Raw genomic sequence first — 15,075 nt, 5'->3', positions numbered from 1 at the left:
CTCACCGAAGTCATGCGGCACTACCACCTCAGGCGTCCGCCCGTGGATGTTGGATTCTTGGATGCGGCTTCATAATGCCCCCTGGTTCATGAGGTATGGGAAAAGAGGTCGGGTTTGTCATCTATTACCCGGATTCGTAAACCTTTTCTGCGTCCCTGGCAGACATGGACGGCTTCGAGTTCGCCCCGCTTGACACGTTGCAAGACGGTCTGCCGTGACACCCCGAGCCGCTTGGTGGCCTCTTGCATCACGACATAGCCTTCGGGGGCGTCCTCGACAAATTGACGGGCAAGGTCATCCGACATACGAATTTGCCAGGGCGCACCGGGCGTGACCTGCTCTCCGGCGACGAAGCCGTCGTTGACCCAGCGATGGAGTGTCGAGGGTGCGACCTTGAGGGCAGCGGCCGCCTGTTTGATATTGAGAAGCTCACCCACAGGCTGCTCTACGGGGGGCTCGTAGCGAGGAATGTTCCAATGCCGGCGGGTATTGCCCACCAGGTTGGCGGTAAAGGGTAGTCCGTGTGCCGTCGTTCGCCCTTGCCGATTGAGAATGCCGGCGATGACGTCGTCCGGGTGGTGAACCGCCAAACGGCGCAGAAGTGCCAGAGTCTCTTCATCGGTGCGGACAGTGGCGGGGCGAGAGCGCGGCAAGTGGACGTCAAGTTCGGTCAGTCGACCGCCTCGCCAGCGCAGGGTCAGATGAGCCCGGTAGTCGTCGCGGAAAACGGCGATGATCACTTCTTCGAGCAGCGCGCGCAGGAGTTCCTTCTGATCGCGGGGCGTGGTCGTGGGGGCGACCCAGACGCGCTTGAGATCCTGACCGAGTGCCCGCAGCGCGTGGCGTTCGTCAGCGGTCAAAGGGGTCGGGCGCTGCTGCTGCCGGCGGGTCAGTTCGACCTGTGCCTGATCGAGTTCCCGTAAGCGCTGCTCCCACTCACTTTCGAGACCGCGCGCGACCAGACGGTTTTCGGGTTCGACCGCGCGATAGCGGCGTTCTGCCTTTTCGGCCTCGTAGCGGGCGCGCTCGACGGCCAGTTGCCACTGCGCCAGCGCAGCCTCATGATCCGCTTCGCGCTGCTGCGCAGCGAGCAAGGCGGCTTGCACCCCGGCGGGCTCCAGGGCTTCTAGAAAAGCCTCGCTGACCGCTTCATCGATCTGCACGCCACCGACGCTGAGACAGTACACGCCGCGTCCGTCGACGATGTCCTTGCCCGCACAGTGGTAGCCTGGCGTGACGTTGCGGCCGCGATAGTGGGTGCGCAGACGACGGCCGCAGTGTCCGCAGATCGCGAGGCCTTGCAGCAAGGCCGTCCCTTCCCGCAGAGCGCCACCCGCCTGGTGAGGCTGGGGTCGGGTATTGCCGTCAAGGCGGGCCTGATTGGCCTCGTAAGTGGCCCAATCGAGATAGCCCGGGTGGTGCTCGGGGATCAGAACCGCCCAATCCGCTTGCGGCAACTGGCGGATGCGCTTCCTGATCTGCCCCTGCTCATCCACATACCGCTCATTCCGGGTTTTTCCATAGCAGTAGGCGCCCGCGTACACCGGATTCGTGAGGATGTGATGGATGGCCGTATAAGTCGGCGGCGTCCAGCGTATCTCGTCGGTCTGGTTAAAGCGCAGCGGGAAATTCAGGCCCTCGGTGTGAAACCAGAGCCAGACCCGGCGTGCCGAACCCAGTTCAGCAAAACGCTCGAACACCGAGCGTATCGCGGCGACCACCGCCGCATCGGGATCAAAGCGTATCTCTCCTTCCTCTTCGCCCCAGACGAAGCCGATCGGTACGCCACGGCGCAGTTCGCCGCGGGCGGCCTTGTTGCGGATGCCACCGTCGAGCCGTGCGCGCAGGATATGAAGTTCGGCTTCGCTCATGGTGCCTTTGAGCCCCAGTACGAGACGATCGTTGAAGAGTCCAGGATGATAAAGCCCATCGGCATCGCCGATCAAGGTATCGGTCATGCCACACAGGTCGAGCAAGCGATACCAGTCGGCATTATTGCGTGCCAGACGGGAGACTTCCAGACCCAGAACCATCCCCACATGACCCAGGGCGACTTCGGTGGTCAATTGGACAAAGCCGGAACGTTGTACCGCACTGGCGCCGGAAAGGCCGAGATCCTGGTCGATGACGATGACCTGATCGCGTGCCCAACCGAGCGCCACGGCGCGGTCGGCGAGTGCGTACTGACGGGCGGTGGATTCGCGGTTGTGCTCAACCTGAGCGGCAGATGATTGACGAATATAGACGACGGCGGCCCGCTGCAAATGGGTCTTACCGATTTTGCTGTGGTCACTCATGGCTGGCTTCCTCCTTTCCCGTTTCGGTCTTGGCGATCAGTTGCGCCAGCTTGTCGACAATGACGGCGCGCTGCCCCTCGTCGAGGTCCTCCCAGACCTCCGGGTGGCGCGGCGGGTTCTCCAGAAACGGCAGGCTCAGTTGCATGATGATTCTCCTCAGAAGACGATGGACGGCGGAGGAGAGCGTCAACCAAAGTGCGGGTTCGGAGCAAGTCTGATAAGGAGGCCAAGCGAGTTTCGTCACTGCCGGGAGCCTGGTCGGTGCCCCCCCAATCGGTCCACTCAGCGGGAAGGAGTGACCGGCTCTGGTCCGGCAGGATCAGCAGGAGATAGGGGCCGCTGCTTCGGCGTGTACAACGCAAGACCTGCAGGGCGCGGCCCGCAAAAGGGTGGCCCGGGCGGACGATGGTGACCTGTTCGGGAGAGTCTTCGGAATGGGTAGTGTGTCGCGGTTTCCTTTGAAACTGACCATCACCAGCAGATGATTCGCGACCTGATAGCCGCGATCCAGGGAGGGCGTCTGATCGCGCTGACCGCCGTGATCGGCTCCGGCAAGACCGCGTTGGCGCGGCGCCTGCGCGACAGCCTCGATAAGGAGGGGCGCGTGATCGTGTCGCGCTCCTTGACCCTGGACAAGGCCAAAATTACCGTCCCCTTGCTGATCGCCGCACTGTTCTACGATCTGTCGACGGAGAAGGCGGTCACGATATCGAGCCAGTCGGAGCGGCGCGAGCGGGATCTGCAGGAGCTATTCCGCAAGGTCAAGAAGCCGGTCGCGCTGTTCGTAGATGACGCGCACGACCTGCATCCGAAAACCCTGACCGCCTTGAAGCGCTTGCTTGAACTGGTTGTGGATGGCGGCGGACAGTTGGCGATTGTTCTGATCGGGCATCCCAAGCTCAAGAACGACCTGCGTCGCCCCAAGATGGAGGAGGTGGGAGATCGGACCACCATCTTCGAGTTTGGCGGTCTGCGCGACCGGCAGCGCGACTACATCGACTGGGCGATGAAAGCCTCGCTCGAAGAGTGCGTCGAGCCCGGCACAGTGCTAACCGACGATGCGGCCACCCTCTTGGCTGCAAGGCTCAAGACCCCGCTGCAGATCGGGCGGCACTTGGTGCGCGCCTTCGAAGCCGGCTTTGAAGCCGGTGTGAAACCAATCGACGCTGCCATCGTGGAGACGGTCCTGTCGAGGCGCATTGATGATCTGGAATCCCAACTGACGCGACACGGATACGACGTGCGCGCTTTGTGCGAACAGTTTGAAGCGAAGCCGGTGGAGATCCGCGAACTGCTGCGCGGCACGCTGAATCCGCAGCGATCGACGGAACTGGTCGAGGAGATGCGAGCGGCGGGACTGCCGCTGTGATGGTCGGCACACCGAACGTGATCGAGCGTCTCAATAATGTGCGTCCGTCTCACGTAATGTGGTTTGAGAATCACCGAATGTGAGTCTGGAGCCGCTATCCGTCTCAACTAATTTGCGTCAGAAAGCCCCCTTGATTGTGAGTCTGGGCCGACATCATTGTGCGTCACTACAGGTATCGACCTGACTCGCCGCCTGGCGCGCGAGCAGGGTTGGACCATCGAGCGAGCGCGCGGCGCGATCGACGAGTACCGCCGCTTCTGCTTCCTCTGTGGTATCGCCGACGGGCCCTTCACGCCGAGCCAGGAGGTCGACGAGGTCTGGCACCTGCACCTCATCCATACGCGCGACTACTGGCAGCAGTTTTGCCCACAAGTGCTCGGCATCACCCTGCATCATGGGCCAACCCGCGGTGGGCAGGCCGAGAAGCGGCGTTACCGCGAGCAATACGCCCGCACCCTGGCCACCTACGAGCGCTGGTTCGGTCCACCTCCGCTCGACTTCTGGCCTGCGAGTCGAGAGCGCTTCGCCAACCCGGCGCGCATCAGGCGGGTCGACCCGTGTCGCCACCTGGTCGTGCCACGTCCGCGTCTGCCAAACCGGCGTCGGTTGGTGGTGGTAGGTGGCCTGCTCGTCGGCGCCTTGGCAACAGGAACAGCAGCCGCGTTCCCGTCCATCGCCCTGACCGGGAGTGTGTGGTTCCACTCCATGGTCCTCGCCGTCATCGCCGTTATCTGCTGGCTCAGTTCCTCCTTGGGAGGCGACTCCGACGGTAGCGACGGTAGCGACGGTAGCGACGGTAGCGACGGTAGCGACGGTAGCGACGGTAGCGACGGTAGCGACGATGGGAGCGATGGGAGTGATGGGGGCTGTGGCGGCTGCGGCTGTGGCTGCGGCTAAAGCCCGTCGGCGGAGGCCGCGGATACAGTCGAGGTCGGTCCGGGTCGACTTCGGTTCGCTCCCCTCCGTCATAGGGGATCCGATGGCTGTAAGACGAGCGGTGTCGGAAATCCGGCGCCTGTGCTCTGTCTGCCTGGTAAATAATCCAATGAATCAAGCACTTGCGTTGCTCGGAAACGGCATCTCCGCTGGCACGGTACGTGCTGAGTAAGGGAGCATGGTGGTGTCTTTGACCGCCCCCGGTACGGGCGCTGCGGCTTGAGGCACTGGGGTGCGAAGTGCTAGCGCTTTCGGTCGGCGCGCTAGCGGCGTGGCGTTTCGGGTCGGGCCAGTCCGTGGCCGCATCGGCTCGCCACACGAGCGGGAGGCTTTTGCTGGTTCCACGTCCAACTTCTCATTCCACCAGACGCCGCTGCAGCGGCTTTGGCTCTTCGGCAGCGCCTCGTCCCGACGCCGGTGAATTCAAGCGTTAGGCGTTGCGGCTGCGCACTCAGCCGCCTTTTTCTTAAAGGAGAAATAGCAATGGTGACTTTGATCACTGGAAACTCAGTTTTGGGAAGAGTAATTAGTAGAGTGGGTATTTTCCTATTTTTAGCTACACTACTTGGCCCAGTCCGAGCACTCCCGACGTCAAGCGAGTTGGTTAATATTCCGTTTTCGGCTGCCGGTGTCGCAAGTTTTTTTTGATACTGGCGCGGGTAATACAGGCCTTAAGCTCTTTGTGGAGATAGGGGAGCAGCCATTCCAGGGTGGTATCAAGTTATTCGAAGATTTAACCTTTGGGGCGGGTCATTCAAGTGGATCCTTTAGCGCAGACGCTGCAAGTGATCCGGACTTCTTAAACTTTACTGCAAAGCTCACTGATGGAGTCAACGACTACTTTAGTTTCATGCACCGCTTCGTCCCTGGTCCTTGCTGCGGTGGTGGTGAGGCTCAACGTGAATTTCAATTGTTCGGTGTCGGTGGTTCAAAGTTTTTTTGACTATGAGATTACGCGGGTCGTTTTCCAAGTGAATTCGCTTGATGTCGTCTTGCACAACCCTAAACTATCGTCTTCGCCAGTGGGTTACAGCTTGGACGGTAGGTTAATTTTTGAGGGCACTCCCAGTTCAATCCCTGAACCCGCTACGATATACCTTATGCTAATCGGCTTCGCGTCAGTAGCGGGAACTGCTAGGCACCGTCGTCCGCCACTAGTCGCCTAACAAATCTTTAGCACGGCACGAAGGTGACATCATAACCATATCTTCAGGGGAGGCATTGTTTAATCTGGAGCGCTTGACAATTGTTGACAGAGCCTTTGCAAGTTTAAAGTTTTAACCATCCAGTGGCAGATTATTATCGGTCGGAAGTATTGCTGGCTGAGTGTGATCACCCGATTTGATGTTCTGATGTTCACGTACGGCGATGGTTTGCGAGGGTGCTCGTCTGCCTTGGGGTCAGACCCGTTTCTCTGCGGCACGCTATTCGAGCCTGACCCCTTTGATGCCCTCTGGAGCAGGTGCACGATTCGCTCGTGGAAGCCGCGCGCGCCTCTGGCGCCACCCTGTGGCAGGCACTGCGGGATATCGTCATTCCCCTCGTGCGCCCCGGCATGGTGGCGGCGTTTTTCCTCATATTCTTGCCCGCCTTGCGCGAACTGACGGTCTCGGTGCTGCTCTACGGCCCGACCAGTCGCACCATCGGTGTCGCGATCTATACCTTGAACGAGGACGGCGAAACGGTGTACTCGGCAGCCATGGCCGGAATCGCGCTGATCATCATCGTCACTGCCGAAGTGGTGATCAAGCGCTTCTTCAAAGTCAGCCCGTAGGGAACGCCATGTCATCTCTCAAGCTACGCCAGATCGGCAAGCGTTTCGGCCATGTGGTCGCCGTCTCCGGCCTTGACCTCGAAGTCGCGCCTGGTGAGTATGTCGCCTTGCTGGGGCCGTCGGGCTGCGGCAAGACCACGACCTTGCGCATGGTGGCCGGCTTCGAGGATATTGACGAGGGCGAAATCGAGGCCGGCGACAGATTACTCTCGTCAAAGAAACGCAACTACTAAGCGCTCAGCAAAAAGTCATCCGATATTTAGATCCGAAGCCGTCCAGAATTTCTGTGACGTCGGCCTCCAGGAGAGCGGCGCTCCTGGCTTTGAACGCCATCCACTCGTACTTCATCTTGTGCCAGAGCTTCTCGATGCGGTTCAACTCCGGGCTGTAAGGCGGCAGGAAGTAAAGCGTCAGGCCCTTGCCCTTCAGTAAAGCCAGCAGAGGCTGGATTTCCTTTGCCTTGTGGATCGACGCATTGTCCAGGATGACCGTCAGAGGCTTTCCGCTGCATTCCAGAAGGAGACCGAGGAAGCCACCAAAAGCAGCCGCGGTCGTGGTCTCCCAGAACTTGGCGGTGAACAACGTCCCGTTCGAGATCAACGCACCGAGCACATTCAAGCGCTTTCCGCGCTCGGCCGTAATGAGGTGAACCTCTCCCTTTTCGGTCCACGCCGTCCGGTTGGGTTGCGCCTGTGCAAAGCCGGCCTCGTCCACATATGCCAAATTGGTTTCGCCAGTCCTTGATTTTTCAACCAATTGCTCTATTTCTGCCTGGGCTTCCCGGAATTTCATTTCGTCCCGTTTTTTTTTAGACTATGACGGGTCCTTTTCCAGACGTAGCCTTTCTCTGTCAACGCGCTTTGCACCAGCCACACCGACACCTGTACGCCATGCTCCTCTAACAGCCGGTTCCTCAACTGAGGTGCCGTACAGGCCTCAGCCGTCGCCCAAGCGCAGAGCACCTGCTTATGCGTTTCCGATAGCTTGCGAGGTGCGCCGCTGCGCGGCAGGTCGCGCAGCCCGGTGACCCCTCGTGCCAGCCAAGCATCCCGGTGGCAGGCCACGGTCTCTTTATGAATTTTCTGCGCGGTCACTACGGCGCTGATCGACAGCCCCTTGTCGAGGAGGAGTACGGTCCGCGCTCGCCGGCGTTCGCGCCAGTCGCTGCCGCGCTCGTCGATCTGCGTCAACTGGCGGCGTTCTTCCTCAGTGAGGGCTAGGGTCTTGGCTGTGCGGGACATCGCGAGGCTTCCGGAAGGTGGGGGTGGCAAGTATACAGGCATAAAGCGGGGGACTTATCTGGAACCGCTTATCTGCCACCGGAAAAACGCGATTTCGGCATGGTCTTCCAGGCGTTTGCCGTCTGGCCGCACCTGTCCGTTCATGAAAACGTCACCTTCCCCTTGCGCGTCAGGAAGCTGCCCGCCGCCGAAATCGAGCGCCGCGTGCGTGCGGCGCTGACGCATACCCATCTTCTCGATGTCGCTACCTCCCGCCCCGACGAGCTTTCCGGTGGCGGCAAACAGCGCGTGGCGCTGGCGCGTGCGCTGGTCATCGAGCCGGCGGTAATGCTGCTCGACGAGCCGCTCTCCAGCCTTGATCCGCATTTTCGCGAGGAGATGCGCTTCGAGATCAAGGATATCCAGCGTCGGCTGGGGTTTTCCATGCTCTACGTCACGCACGATCAGTCCGAGGCGATGGCCTTGTCGGATCGCATACTGGTCATGAAAAACGGCGTGCTGCAGCAGGTCGGCAGCCCGATGGAGGTCTATTACCATCCGGCCAATCGCTTCGTATTCGGCTTCATCGGGCTATCTAGCTTTCTGCGCGTGGGTTTTTCCGGCGGCGGCATCTGGGTTGGCGATGTGCCGATGCCGCTGGCTGTGGCGGGAGACGCCCCGGCGGAACTGGTCGGCGCCGGTGAAGCCGTGCTGGCGGTGCGCCCAACGGATGTGGATTTCGTTTCCGAAGATGGTCTGCGTGGCGTCGCACGCCGCCGTGCCTTCCTCGGCGAGATCGCCGATTATCAAATTGCCATTGGCGCTCAGGTACTACGCGTGCAGAAGTTGCGGCACGAAACCGGCCCGCAGGTCGGCGAAAACTGCGGCGTGACCTTCGCCGAGTCGAACTGGTATCCGATGTCCGACGCCAGTGAATAGCAAAACAAGGGTTCCCTCCGCGGCAGCTCACGCCACGCAAGAAATGGCCGCTGCACATATCTCCACGAAAGGAGCGACGATGACTGAATCTACTGACTGGTCCGTGGAGGCGATAGCCCTTTGGCAGCGGCTGTCCGCCCATTCCCTCGAAAACCCGGAAGACGGTATCGACCTGACTCGCCGCCTACCCCTTGACGCCGAGCCAAGAGGTCGACAAAGTCTGGCACCAGCACCTCATCCATACGCGCGACTACTGGCAGCAGTTTTGCACACAAGTTCTCGGCATCGTCCTGCATCATGGGCCGACCCGCGGCGGACAGGCCGAGAAGCGGCGTTACCGCGAGCAGTACGCGCGCACCCTGGCCGCTTACGAACGCTGGTTCGGTCCGTCGCCGCTCGACTTCTGGCCTGCGAGTCGCGAGCGCTTCGCGAACCCGGGGCGGATCAGGCGGGTCGACCTGAGCCGGCATCTGGTGCTGCCACGTCCGCTTCTGCCAGGTCGACGTGGGTTGCTGCTGGTAAGTGGCCTGCTCGTCGGCGCCTTGGCCACAGGAACAGCCGCCGCGCTCCCATCCATCGCCCTGACCGGGACTATCCTGGTGCTCGGCGCCGCCATGTTCCACTTCATCGGCAGCGCTGCCATCAACTTCATCGGCATCGCTATTACCGTCATCACCATCATCGCCGTTATGGCCTGGCTCATTTCCTCCTTGGGAGGCGACTCCGACGGTAGCGACGATGGGGGCGATGGGGGCTGCGGCGGCTGTGACTGTGGCTGAAGTCCGTCGGCGGAGGCCGCGTATACAGTCGAGGTCGGTCCGGCCCGCCTTCTGTTCGCTCCCCTCCGTCATCGAAGATCCGCTGGTTGTAAGACGAGCGGTGTCGGAAATCCGGCGCCTGTGCTCTATCTGCCTGGTGAATCATCCAATGAAGCAAGCACTTGCGTTTCTCGGAAAAGTCATCTTCTCTGGCACGGTACGTGCTGAGTAAGGGAGCGTCGATCATTGGCTGTACACGTGCTTTCGGGGAGTACCGCTATCCATCTCCCGACCAGCGGTCGGACGACGAGATAGGGGAGCAGGAGAATTGGCAAGTACCTGTCCGCTGAAGCTGGACTCGTAAGAGGTGCGGACTGGCTATGCGTTAAGCGGGAGGCACAGGAGTGTCTCCCAATTCTGATTTTTCAATTTCCTTTTTGGGAGAAAACCGATGCGAAAAACCGTGATTTATCAATTGATTTCTGGGGTTGCTTTTTCGGTTGCCACAGCGCCGGCGGTTGCGGGACCCCTCTTCAATTTTACCTACACAGCGGGCACATCGCTCCAGGTTCAACAGGGATTCCAGGCCGCCGCCACCCGCTGGTCGTCGATATTCAGCGACAACGTCATCCTGGATATGACGGTAGGAACAGCCAGTTTGGGCGCCGGAATCCTCGGCTCGACCAGTTCGGCGAGATCGAATTTCAGCTTTGACGGAGTGAATTCGTTCAAGGCCGCCCTGACCGCCGACGCAACATCCACCGACGATGCCACGGCGGTTGCGAATCTCCCGGCCGGCAGCAGCTTCGGCATGCTCCTCAATCGGACGTCGAACAATCCGAATGGCTCGGGCAGCGCGATACCCTATGTCGACAACGACGGTGACGCCAACAATAGGACGATTCGCATCACCAACGCCGAAGCCAAGGCACTTGGCCTCACGCCGACCGGTGCAGTCGTTGGCGCCTGCGCAACCATCTGTGACGCCAGTATTCGCTTCAACACCGGGGCCTTCACTTTTGATTTTGACCCGACCGACGGAATCAGCGCCGGCGCATTCGATTTCGTTGGTGTTGCAACGCATGAAATCGGGCACGCGCTCGGCTTCATCAGCGGTGTCGACGTTCTCGACATTAACTCCCCACCGGTCAACGGGCCGTTTTCCGACCATCAATTCACCTACGTGTCGGGCCTGGACCTGTTCCGCTATTCGGCCTTGAGCGACCTGAGCAACGTCATCGACTGGACGGCAGACAACCGAGCCAAGTATTTTTCGCTCGACGGCGGAACGACGGTTGGGCCCCTGTTCTCGACCGGCGTGAATTTCGGCGACGGGAGTCAGGCAAGCCACTGGAAGGACAACCTGGGCCTTGGCATGATGGACCCGACGGCGGGAAGAGGTGAGCTTCTGGCAATATCGGCCAACGACATCCGCGCTCTTGACGCGATTGGCTGGAACCTGCGACAAGTCGTCCCGGAACCTGGGACACTCTTCCTTTTCGGAATTGCCCTGGTGGGACTCGGTGCCGACAGAAGACGCCTCTGTCTGCCTGGTAAATAATCTAACGGTCATGACTTTTCCAGGCCCCTCCGATCATGAAAGTCATGACCGTTTCCCTCCCCTGCAGGGCGCATTCCGGCTGGTACGCCGGAATCGTTCGATGGGCGCAGAGCATACCATGCTCCGCGAATTCCCCCATCTCGCCCCCCGACCCCTCCCACGGCCCGCGCTGCATCGCGGGGCCGGCTGCCGCGGCGCGGAGCAGTGCTCCGCGAAACCCCGTCTTCGCCCCCGCGAGGGGGGAGGAGCCCTTCGACAAGGCTCAGGGCAAGATTCGTGAGTCGCATACGCGACTTTCACATATGAAGCAAGCACTTGCGTTTCTCGGAAAAGTTATCTCCGTTGGCACGGTACGTGCTGAAGTAAGGGAGCATCGTGCTTTCATTGAGTGCCCCCGGTGCGGGCGCTGTCGGCGCGGCAGATAAACGCTATTCGTTAGGCTCATAAACACACGGAGGAAATGGAATGAAAGAACAAGACGACGAGTACGCAGGGTTTTGGGTTAGAACAATCGCAGCCATCAGTGACCGTACTCAGATCCTTACAGCGCTGATTACTTACCCGCTACTCATCTCTATGGCGAACAAGGTGCTGGCGAAGACGGCGGCGCGGGCGGCGGAAGCGAGAAGCAGTAATCTAGGTCACGACAATCTCACCGAGATCCTCGCCAAATCCGAGGTCCTCGTGGGCAAGTTGCTCAAGTTCACCACACCCTCTGCGCGCTCCATGACGCTTGAGGAAGTGGAACGGTGGTTCCAGGGCAAAATGGCCGAGCTGGGCACGATGCTCGATGCCAAGCTGTCCCTGAAATTGCAAGTCGAGGAAGCGTATATGCTCAAAGAGCATCTGCTCGAGGGCGCGAAAGTGGCCTTGAAGCACGAGAAAGACATTGCTCTGTTCGCAAGCTGGCATCCGACAACACCGCTGGAGCGTCTCCGGAGCGAGTTGAGTGAACAGTTCTCCGGCAAAAAAACTCAACCAGGAAATGCTAAAGAAGATCACAGCCCTGGACGATGTTGAACGCGTCTTTATGCGGGAGGACGGCTTCAAGGTGACACGACGGACTGACTTGGAGATGACGGGTTTTTATGGCGAGACAGAAATCATCGTCGAAAATGGCGAATACCAGGAGATCCAATACATTGGCGAGGGTCAGATGGTGCTCTCCCGTTGCGAAAAGACCGGCGAGATGGCCTACCGCAAAGTGATTCGGAACATCTATCGGGAAGATGTTCCGAACTATATAGTTTGGACAGATGGGATTAACGAAGAGGGCAACTACTACGAGTCTGAGCCGATCATCGCCACGGCGGAGCATCCCTTCTGGGTGAAAGGCAAGGGCTGGGTCCCGGTGAGTGAACTGCAAGCGGGCGATGCCCTGGAGAGTTACCGTAACATTGAAGTTTTTGTCCACAATGTCACACCCTTCAATGAGAAATCCTGTGTTTACAACCTGGAAGTGGAAGGATTCAACACCTTTTTCCTGGTTCCTAGGGGCGTGTGGGTGCATAACTGCAACACCAAGGGCGCCAAGGTATGGGAATTGCTGCCCCAGGAGGGCGTGCTGCAGACGGATCTCTTCGATGCGCCTCTGTGCGAGGTGGAGCACGACGACAAGCGCCTGATCGTGCGCCGGAACGAAACCGTGTGGGTGCGCGAGGAGCGGCGGTGAGAGGACAAGCTGGCGCAGTGGCAAGCGCAGGTCGCCGAACGTAACGCCTTCCTCCAGAACTCCAGGCGCGCCAGCGCGGCGGCAGGCCTGGCCGCCTGTTTAACAAAAACCGATAGTTAAAGCGTAGTCTCGTCTTCTGGCTGGAGGAAGATCCGCCGCTGTCACTCGCCGCGCTGTACGCACAGGTGAATCACACCGCGCCGCCGGTGCTGCGCGCCCTGGTGCAAGGCAGCGCCACTCGTCTGCGGCCGGTGATCGCGGCGGTGGGCCAGAGCGAGAGCCTGCCGGGCTGGTCGCTGCGGATTGTGGACGGCAAGCCCCGTTCCGGCCAGCGAGAAGCGTCTGGCGCCACTGCGCGCCGAGCGGGGAGCGGCCCTGCTGGGCCACACGCGGGTGGTTTTCGATCCCGACACCGGACTGGTGACGGACATCGTCGCCTGCGAGGACGCGCACGAGAGCGAGCGCACGGCCGCGGCCACTTGGGTGGCGGGCGCTCGCCCAGGTGAGTGGTGGATTGCAGATCGCCATTTCTGTACCCAGACCCTGCTGCAAGGCTGGGAGGAAGTGAAGGCATGCTTCATCGTGCGCGAACACAGCCGTCATCCCAGGCTTGAGCAACAGAGAGGATGGGCTGAAGGACTATTGGGCCGGATCGAATCGGTACTCAACCGTGAAATCCGCAGCCTGGGCCATCCCCGCGCAGCGTCTCGGCTTTGCCACAGCGGGGCTGGCCTACAACGCGCTATCGCTCCTCAAGCGCTGCGTCGAACAGGCGCATCAAGAGAAACCGCTCGAGCTCGACGTGTCCACCGACCCCCTGGCCGTCCAGGTCGCCCGTGATTACCCAGGCATGCTGATCGCCTTGCCCGCGCCTGAGTGGCACCTCTGGTCCGAGGCCACGCCAGAGCGCGTCGCCCAGTATCTCCTGCCTCTGGCCAGCCAAGTCTCCCCGCGCCGTGTGGCCACCTGCAAGCGCGGCCCCAAGAAGGATCAGTCCAAGCCTGATGTCGATGCCGCTGTGGTTCGCAAACACCTCTCCACCGCCCGCGTCCTCCGCGACGCCAAAGTCAAAACACCTTGAAAGGGATGCCTCTCAGATCACCTTCTGCGCGCGCAAGCCGGCGATCTCGTCGGCGCTGAAACCGCTCTCGCGCAGAATCTCCTCGCGGTGCTCGCCGGCACCCGGTGGCGGCAGACGGGCTTCAAAAGGCAGTTCGCTGATCTGGTACGGCGGTGCGAACTGCTTGACGCCTGCAACTGTTCGTTCTGCAGGCTCTCCTCGAAACGCAGCACCGGCGTGACGCAGCAATCGACGCGCTCGAATAGCGCCGTCCATGCGGCCAAGCTGCGCTTGTTGCGGTTCACAAGCTGAAAGTAGCTGATGTTGCCGTGCACCGCACCGGCGCTGCGCGCGTAGTCACCGGCGCCGGTATCTTCGATCTTGATCACGTCGGCGCCGAGGTCGGCGAGGTGCATGCTGGCCAGAGGCCCCGGCAAGAGTCGTGTCAGGTCGAGTACACGCAGGCCGGCGAGAGGGGGAGAACGCATGGGAATGGGCTTTCGGGGGGAAGTGTTTTGCTGGGGAAAAAGGCTTGAGGGGCTCATTTTCCGGGATAATCGCGGCCTGTTCGATATTTGTTCTCGCCACGCTCAAAAAAGTCGGTCGGCTGCCGGACAACAGGCGTTCTCGTGCTTCTTCATGTTCATTCAATCAGGGTAAATCGTATGAAAATTTCATTGCTGCTCGGCGCGCTGGCTACCAGCGTCCTGCTCATTGGCTGTGGCAAGCAGGAGGCGCCGAAGTCGCAGGCGGCCGCCCAGCCGGTTGCGGTCACCAGAATCGTCGTCGGCCTCGACGACAACTTCCCGCCGATGGGTTTCCGCGACAAGGAGAACAAGCTGGTCGGTTTCGACATCGACCTCGCGCGTGAAGCAGCCAGGCGCCTCGGTGCCGAGGTCGAGTTCAAGCCGATCGACTGGAACGCCAAGGAGGCCGAACTCAACGGCAAGCGCGTCGACGCCCTGTGGAACGGCCTGACGATCACCGAGCAGCGCAAGGAAAAGATCGCCTTTACCACGCCTTACCTGGAAAACCGGCAGATCGTCGTGGTCACCACCAAGTCGCCGGTCAAGAACAAGGCTGACCTGGCCGGCAAGGTCGTCGGACTGCAGGAAGGCAGCAGCGCGGTCGAAGCGGTCGAGAAGGATGGCGTCGCCAAATCGATCAAGGAAGTCAGGAAGTACGGTGACAACGTCACTGCGCTGATGGACCTCTCGACCGGACGCCTCGACGCACTGGTTGTGGACGAAGTCGTCGGTCGCTACTACCTGGCCAAGAAACCCGGCGAATACCTCGTTCTCGAAGACCATTTCGGCACCGAGGAGTATGGCGTCGGTGTCCGCAAGGACGACACCGAGTTGCTCGGCAAACTGCAAAAGACCATCGACGAAATGAAGAAGGACGGTGCCGCTGCCCGCATTTCCAGCGAGTGGTTCGGCAAGAACATCGTCAAGTGAATTCCGTTTCTTGCCGATCGGAAGGGCGTGCC

The 15,075-nt window shown here is 60.5% G+C and carries 14 protein-coding genes and 8 pseudogenes; 15 read left to right on the top strand and 7 right to left on the bottom strand.

What is annotated here, in order from left to right:
* Nucleotides 1-86: 86 nt before the first annotated feature.
* The 3 genes and pseudogenes from E4Q08_RS02765 to E4Q08_RS26465 form a co-directional block, all read right to left on the bottom strand.
* The gene (locus E4Q08_RS02765; protein WP_169069242.1) at nt 87-2,297 is read right to left on the bottom strand and encodes a recombinase family protein; all 2,211 of its coding nucleotides are present in this window, start codon (nt 2,295-2,297) and stop codon (nt 87-89) included.
* On the bottom strand, nt 2,290-2,442 hold the full coding sequence (locus E4Q08_RS24365; protein ID WP_248594648.1) for a hypothetical protein: 153 nt from the start codon (nt 2,440-2,442) through the stop codon (nt 2,290-2,292). Before E4Q08_RS24365 ends, E4Q08_RS02765 begins: the two co-directional genes overlap by 8 nt.
* Before the next feature lie 46 nt (nt 2,443-2,488).
* A pseudogene (locus E4Q08_RS26465) lies at nt 2,489-2,704 on the bottom strand (DUF5372 family protein); the annotation flags it as partial.
* Between the two features lie 50 nt (nt 2,705-2,754).
* Here E4Q08_RS26465 and E4Q08_RS02755 point away from each other — a divergent pair.
* The 6 genes and pseudogenes from E4Q08_RS02755 to E4Q08_RS02730 form a co-directional block, all read left to right on the top strand.
* Nucleotides 2,755-3,666, top strand: a pseudogene (locus E4Q08_RS02755) (ExeA family protein); the annotation flags it as partial.
* A gap of 156 nt (nt 3,667-3,822) precedes the next feature.
* Nucleotides 3,823-4,563 carry a glycine-rich domain-containing protein gene (locus tag E4Q08_RS02750; protein ID WP_169069239.1) on the top strand — a complete coding sequence of 247 codons (741 nt, stop codon included), beginning with the start codon at nt 3,823-3,825 and terminating at the stop codon, nt 4,561-4,563.
* Nucleotides 4,564-5,230: 667 nt separating this feature from the next.
* Nucleotides 5,231-5,545, top strand: a complete 315-nt coding sequence (locus E4Q08_RS02745) for a hypothetical protein (protein ID WP_211203295.1) — start codon at nt 5,231-5,233, stop codon at nt 5,543-5,545.
* The gene (locus E4Q08_RS25985) at nt 5,427-5,768 is read left to right on the top strand and encodes a PEP-CTERM sorting domain-containing protein (RefSeq protein WP_169069238.1); all 342 of its coding nucleotides are present in this window, start codon (nt 5,427-5,429) and stop codon (nt 5,766-5,768) included. Before E4Q08_RS02745 ends, E4Q08_RS25985 begins: the two co-directional genes overlap by 119 nt.
* A 287-nt stretch (nt 5,769-6,055) precedes the next feature.
* Nucleotides 6,056-6,376, top strand: a pseudogene (locus tag E4Q08_RS02735) (ABC transporter permease subunit); the annotation flags it as partial.
* Nucleotides 6,377-6,384: 8 nt separating this feature from the next.
* Complete coding sequence (locus E4Q08_RS02730; RefSeq protein WP_169069237.1) at nt 6,385-6,609, top strand: ATP-binding cassette domain-containing protein; 225 nt, start codon at nt 6,385-6,387, stop codon at nt 6,607-6,609.
* A gap of 4 nt (nt 6,610-6,613) precedes the next feature.
* Here the strand turns inward: E4Q08_RS02730 and E4Q08_RS24360 are convergent, their stop codons facing one another.
* Nucleotides 6,614-7,168 (bottom strand): IS630 family transposase, encoded by a 555-nt coding sequence (locus tag E4Q08_RS24360; RefSeq protein WP_248594647.1) that lies wholly within the window; start codon nt 7,166-7,168, stop codon nt 6,614-6,616.
* Entirely contained in the window at nt 7,165-7,617 is a 453-nt protein-coding gene (locus E4Q08_RS24355) for a helix-turn-helix domain-containing protein (protein ID WP_248594646.1), read from the bottom strand. Before E4Q08_RS24355 ends, E4Q08_RS24360 begins: the two co-directional genes overlap by 4 nt.
* Before the next feature lie 69 nt (nt 7,618-7,686).
* Between E4Q08_RS24355 and E4Q08_RS02720 the strand changes: the two are divergent.
* The 6 genes and pseudogenes from E4Q08_RS02720 to E4Q08_RS26330 form a co-directional block, all read left to right on the top strand.
* Nucleotides 7,687-8,535, top strand: a pseudogene (locus E4Q08_RS02720) (ABC transporter ATP-binding protein); the annotation flags it as partial.
* Between the two features lie 191 nt (nt 8,536-8,726).
* Nucleotides 8,727-9,314 (top strand): glycine-rich domain-containing protein, encoded by a 588-nt coding sequence (locus E4Q08_RS02715; protein WP_169069235.1) that lies wholly within the window; start codon nt 8,727-8,729, stop codon nt 9,312-9,314.
* A 430-nt stretch (nt 9,315-9,744) separates the two neighbouring features.
* Entirely contained in the window at nt 9,745-10,854 is a 1,110-nt protein-coding gene (locus E4Q08_RS02710; protein WP_169069234.1) for an NF038122 family metalloprotease, read from the top strand.
* Between the two features lie 465 nt (nt 10,855-11,319).
* Nucleotides 11,320-11,874, top strand: a complete 555-nt coding sequence (locus tag E4Q08_RS02705; protein ID WP_169069233.1) for a hypothetical protein — start codon at nt 11,320-11,322, stop codon at nt 11,872-11,874.
* Nucleotides 11,840-12,355, top strand: a pseudogene (locus E4Q08_RS02700) (polymorphic toxin-type HINT domain-containing protein); the annotation flags it as partial. The gene E4Q08_RS02705 and the pseudogene E4Q08_RS02700, both read left to right, overlap by 35 nt.
* A gap of 51 nt (nt 12,356-12,406) precedes the next feature.
* Nucleotides 12,407-12,622: pseudogene (locus E4Q08_RS26330) on the top strand (IS1634 family transposase); the annotation flags it as partial.
* A 65-nt stretch (nt 12,623-12,687) separates the two neighbouring features.
* Here the strand turns inward: E4Q08_RS26330 and E4Q08_RS24350 are convergent.
* Nucleotides 12,688-12,957 carry a hypothetical protein gene (locus E4Q08_RS24350; RefSeq protein WP_248594645.1) on the bottom strand — a complete coding sequence of 90 codons (270 nt, stop codon included), beginning with the start codon at nt 12,955-12,957 and terminating at the stop codon, nt 12,688-12,690.
* Here E4Q08_RS24350 and E4Q08_RS25980 point away from each other — a divergent pair.
* Nucleotides 12,920-13,066, top strand: a pseudogene (locus E4Q08_RS25980) (IS4 family transposase); the annotation flags it as partial. The gene E4Q08_RS24350 and the pseudogene E4Q08_RS25980 overlap by 38 nt on opposite strands.
* Before the next feature lie 130 nt (nt 13,067-13,196).
* Nucleotides 13,197-13,607 (top strand): hypothetical protein, encoded by a 411-nt coding sequence (locus E4Q08_RS02685; protein WP_248594644.1) that lies wholly within the window; start codon nt 13,197-13,199, stop codon nt 13,605-13,607.
* A 260-nt stretch (nt 13,608-13,867) separates the two neighbouring features.
* On the opposite strand, the pseudogene E4Q08_RS24345 reads toward E4Q08_RS02685, so the two are convergent.
* Nucleotides 13,868-14,074 (bottom strand): annotated as a pseudogene (locus E4Q08_RS24345) (CoA transferase); the annotation flags it as partial.
* 177 nt (nt 14,075-14,251) lie between these two features.
* Between E4Q08_RS24345 and E4Q08_RS02675 the strand changes: the two are divergent.
* Complete coding sequence (locus E4Q08_RS02675; RefSeq protein WP_169069229.1) at nt 14,252-15,043, top strand: amino acid ABC transporter substrate-binding protein; 792 nt, start codon at nt 14,252-14,254, stop codon at nt 15,041-15,043.
* Nucleotides 15,044-15,075 lie beyond the last annotated feature (32 nt).

The sequence above is a fragment of the Candidatus Accumulibacter contiguus genome (genome assembly GCF_012940005.1).
In the GTDB taxonomy this organism is placed as follows: domain Bacteria; phylum Pseudomonadota; class Gammaproteobacteria; order Burkholderiales; family Rhodocyclaceae; genus Accumulibacter; species Accumulibacter contiguus.
The sequence above is the reverse complement of the archived record's forward strand: the minus strand, read 5'-3'. Positions and strand labels throughout refer to the sequence as shown.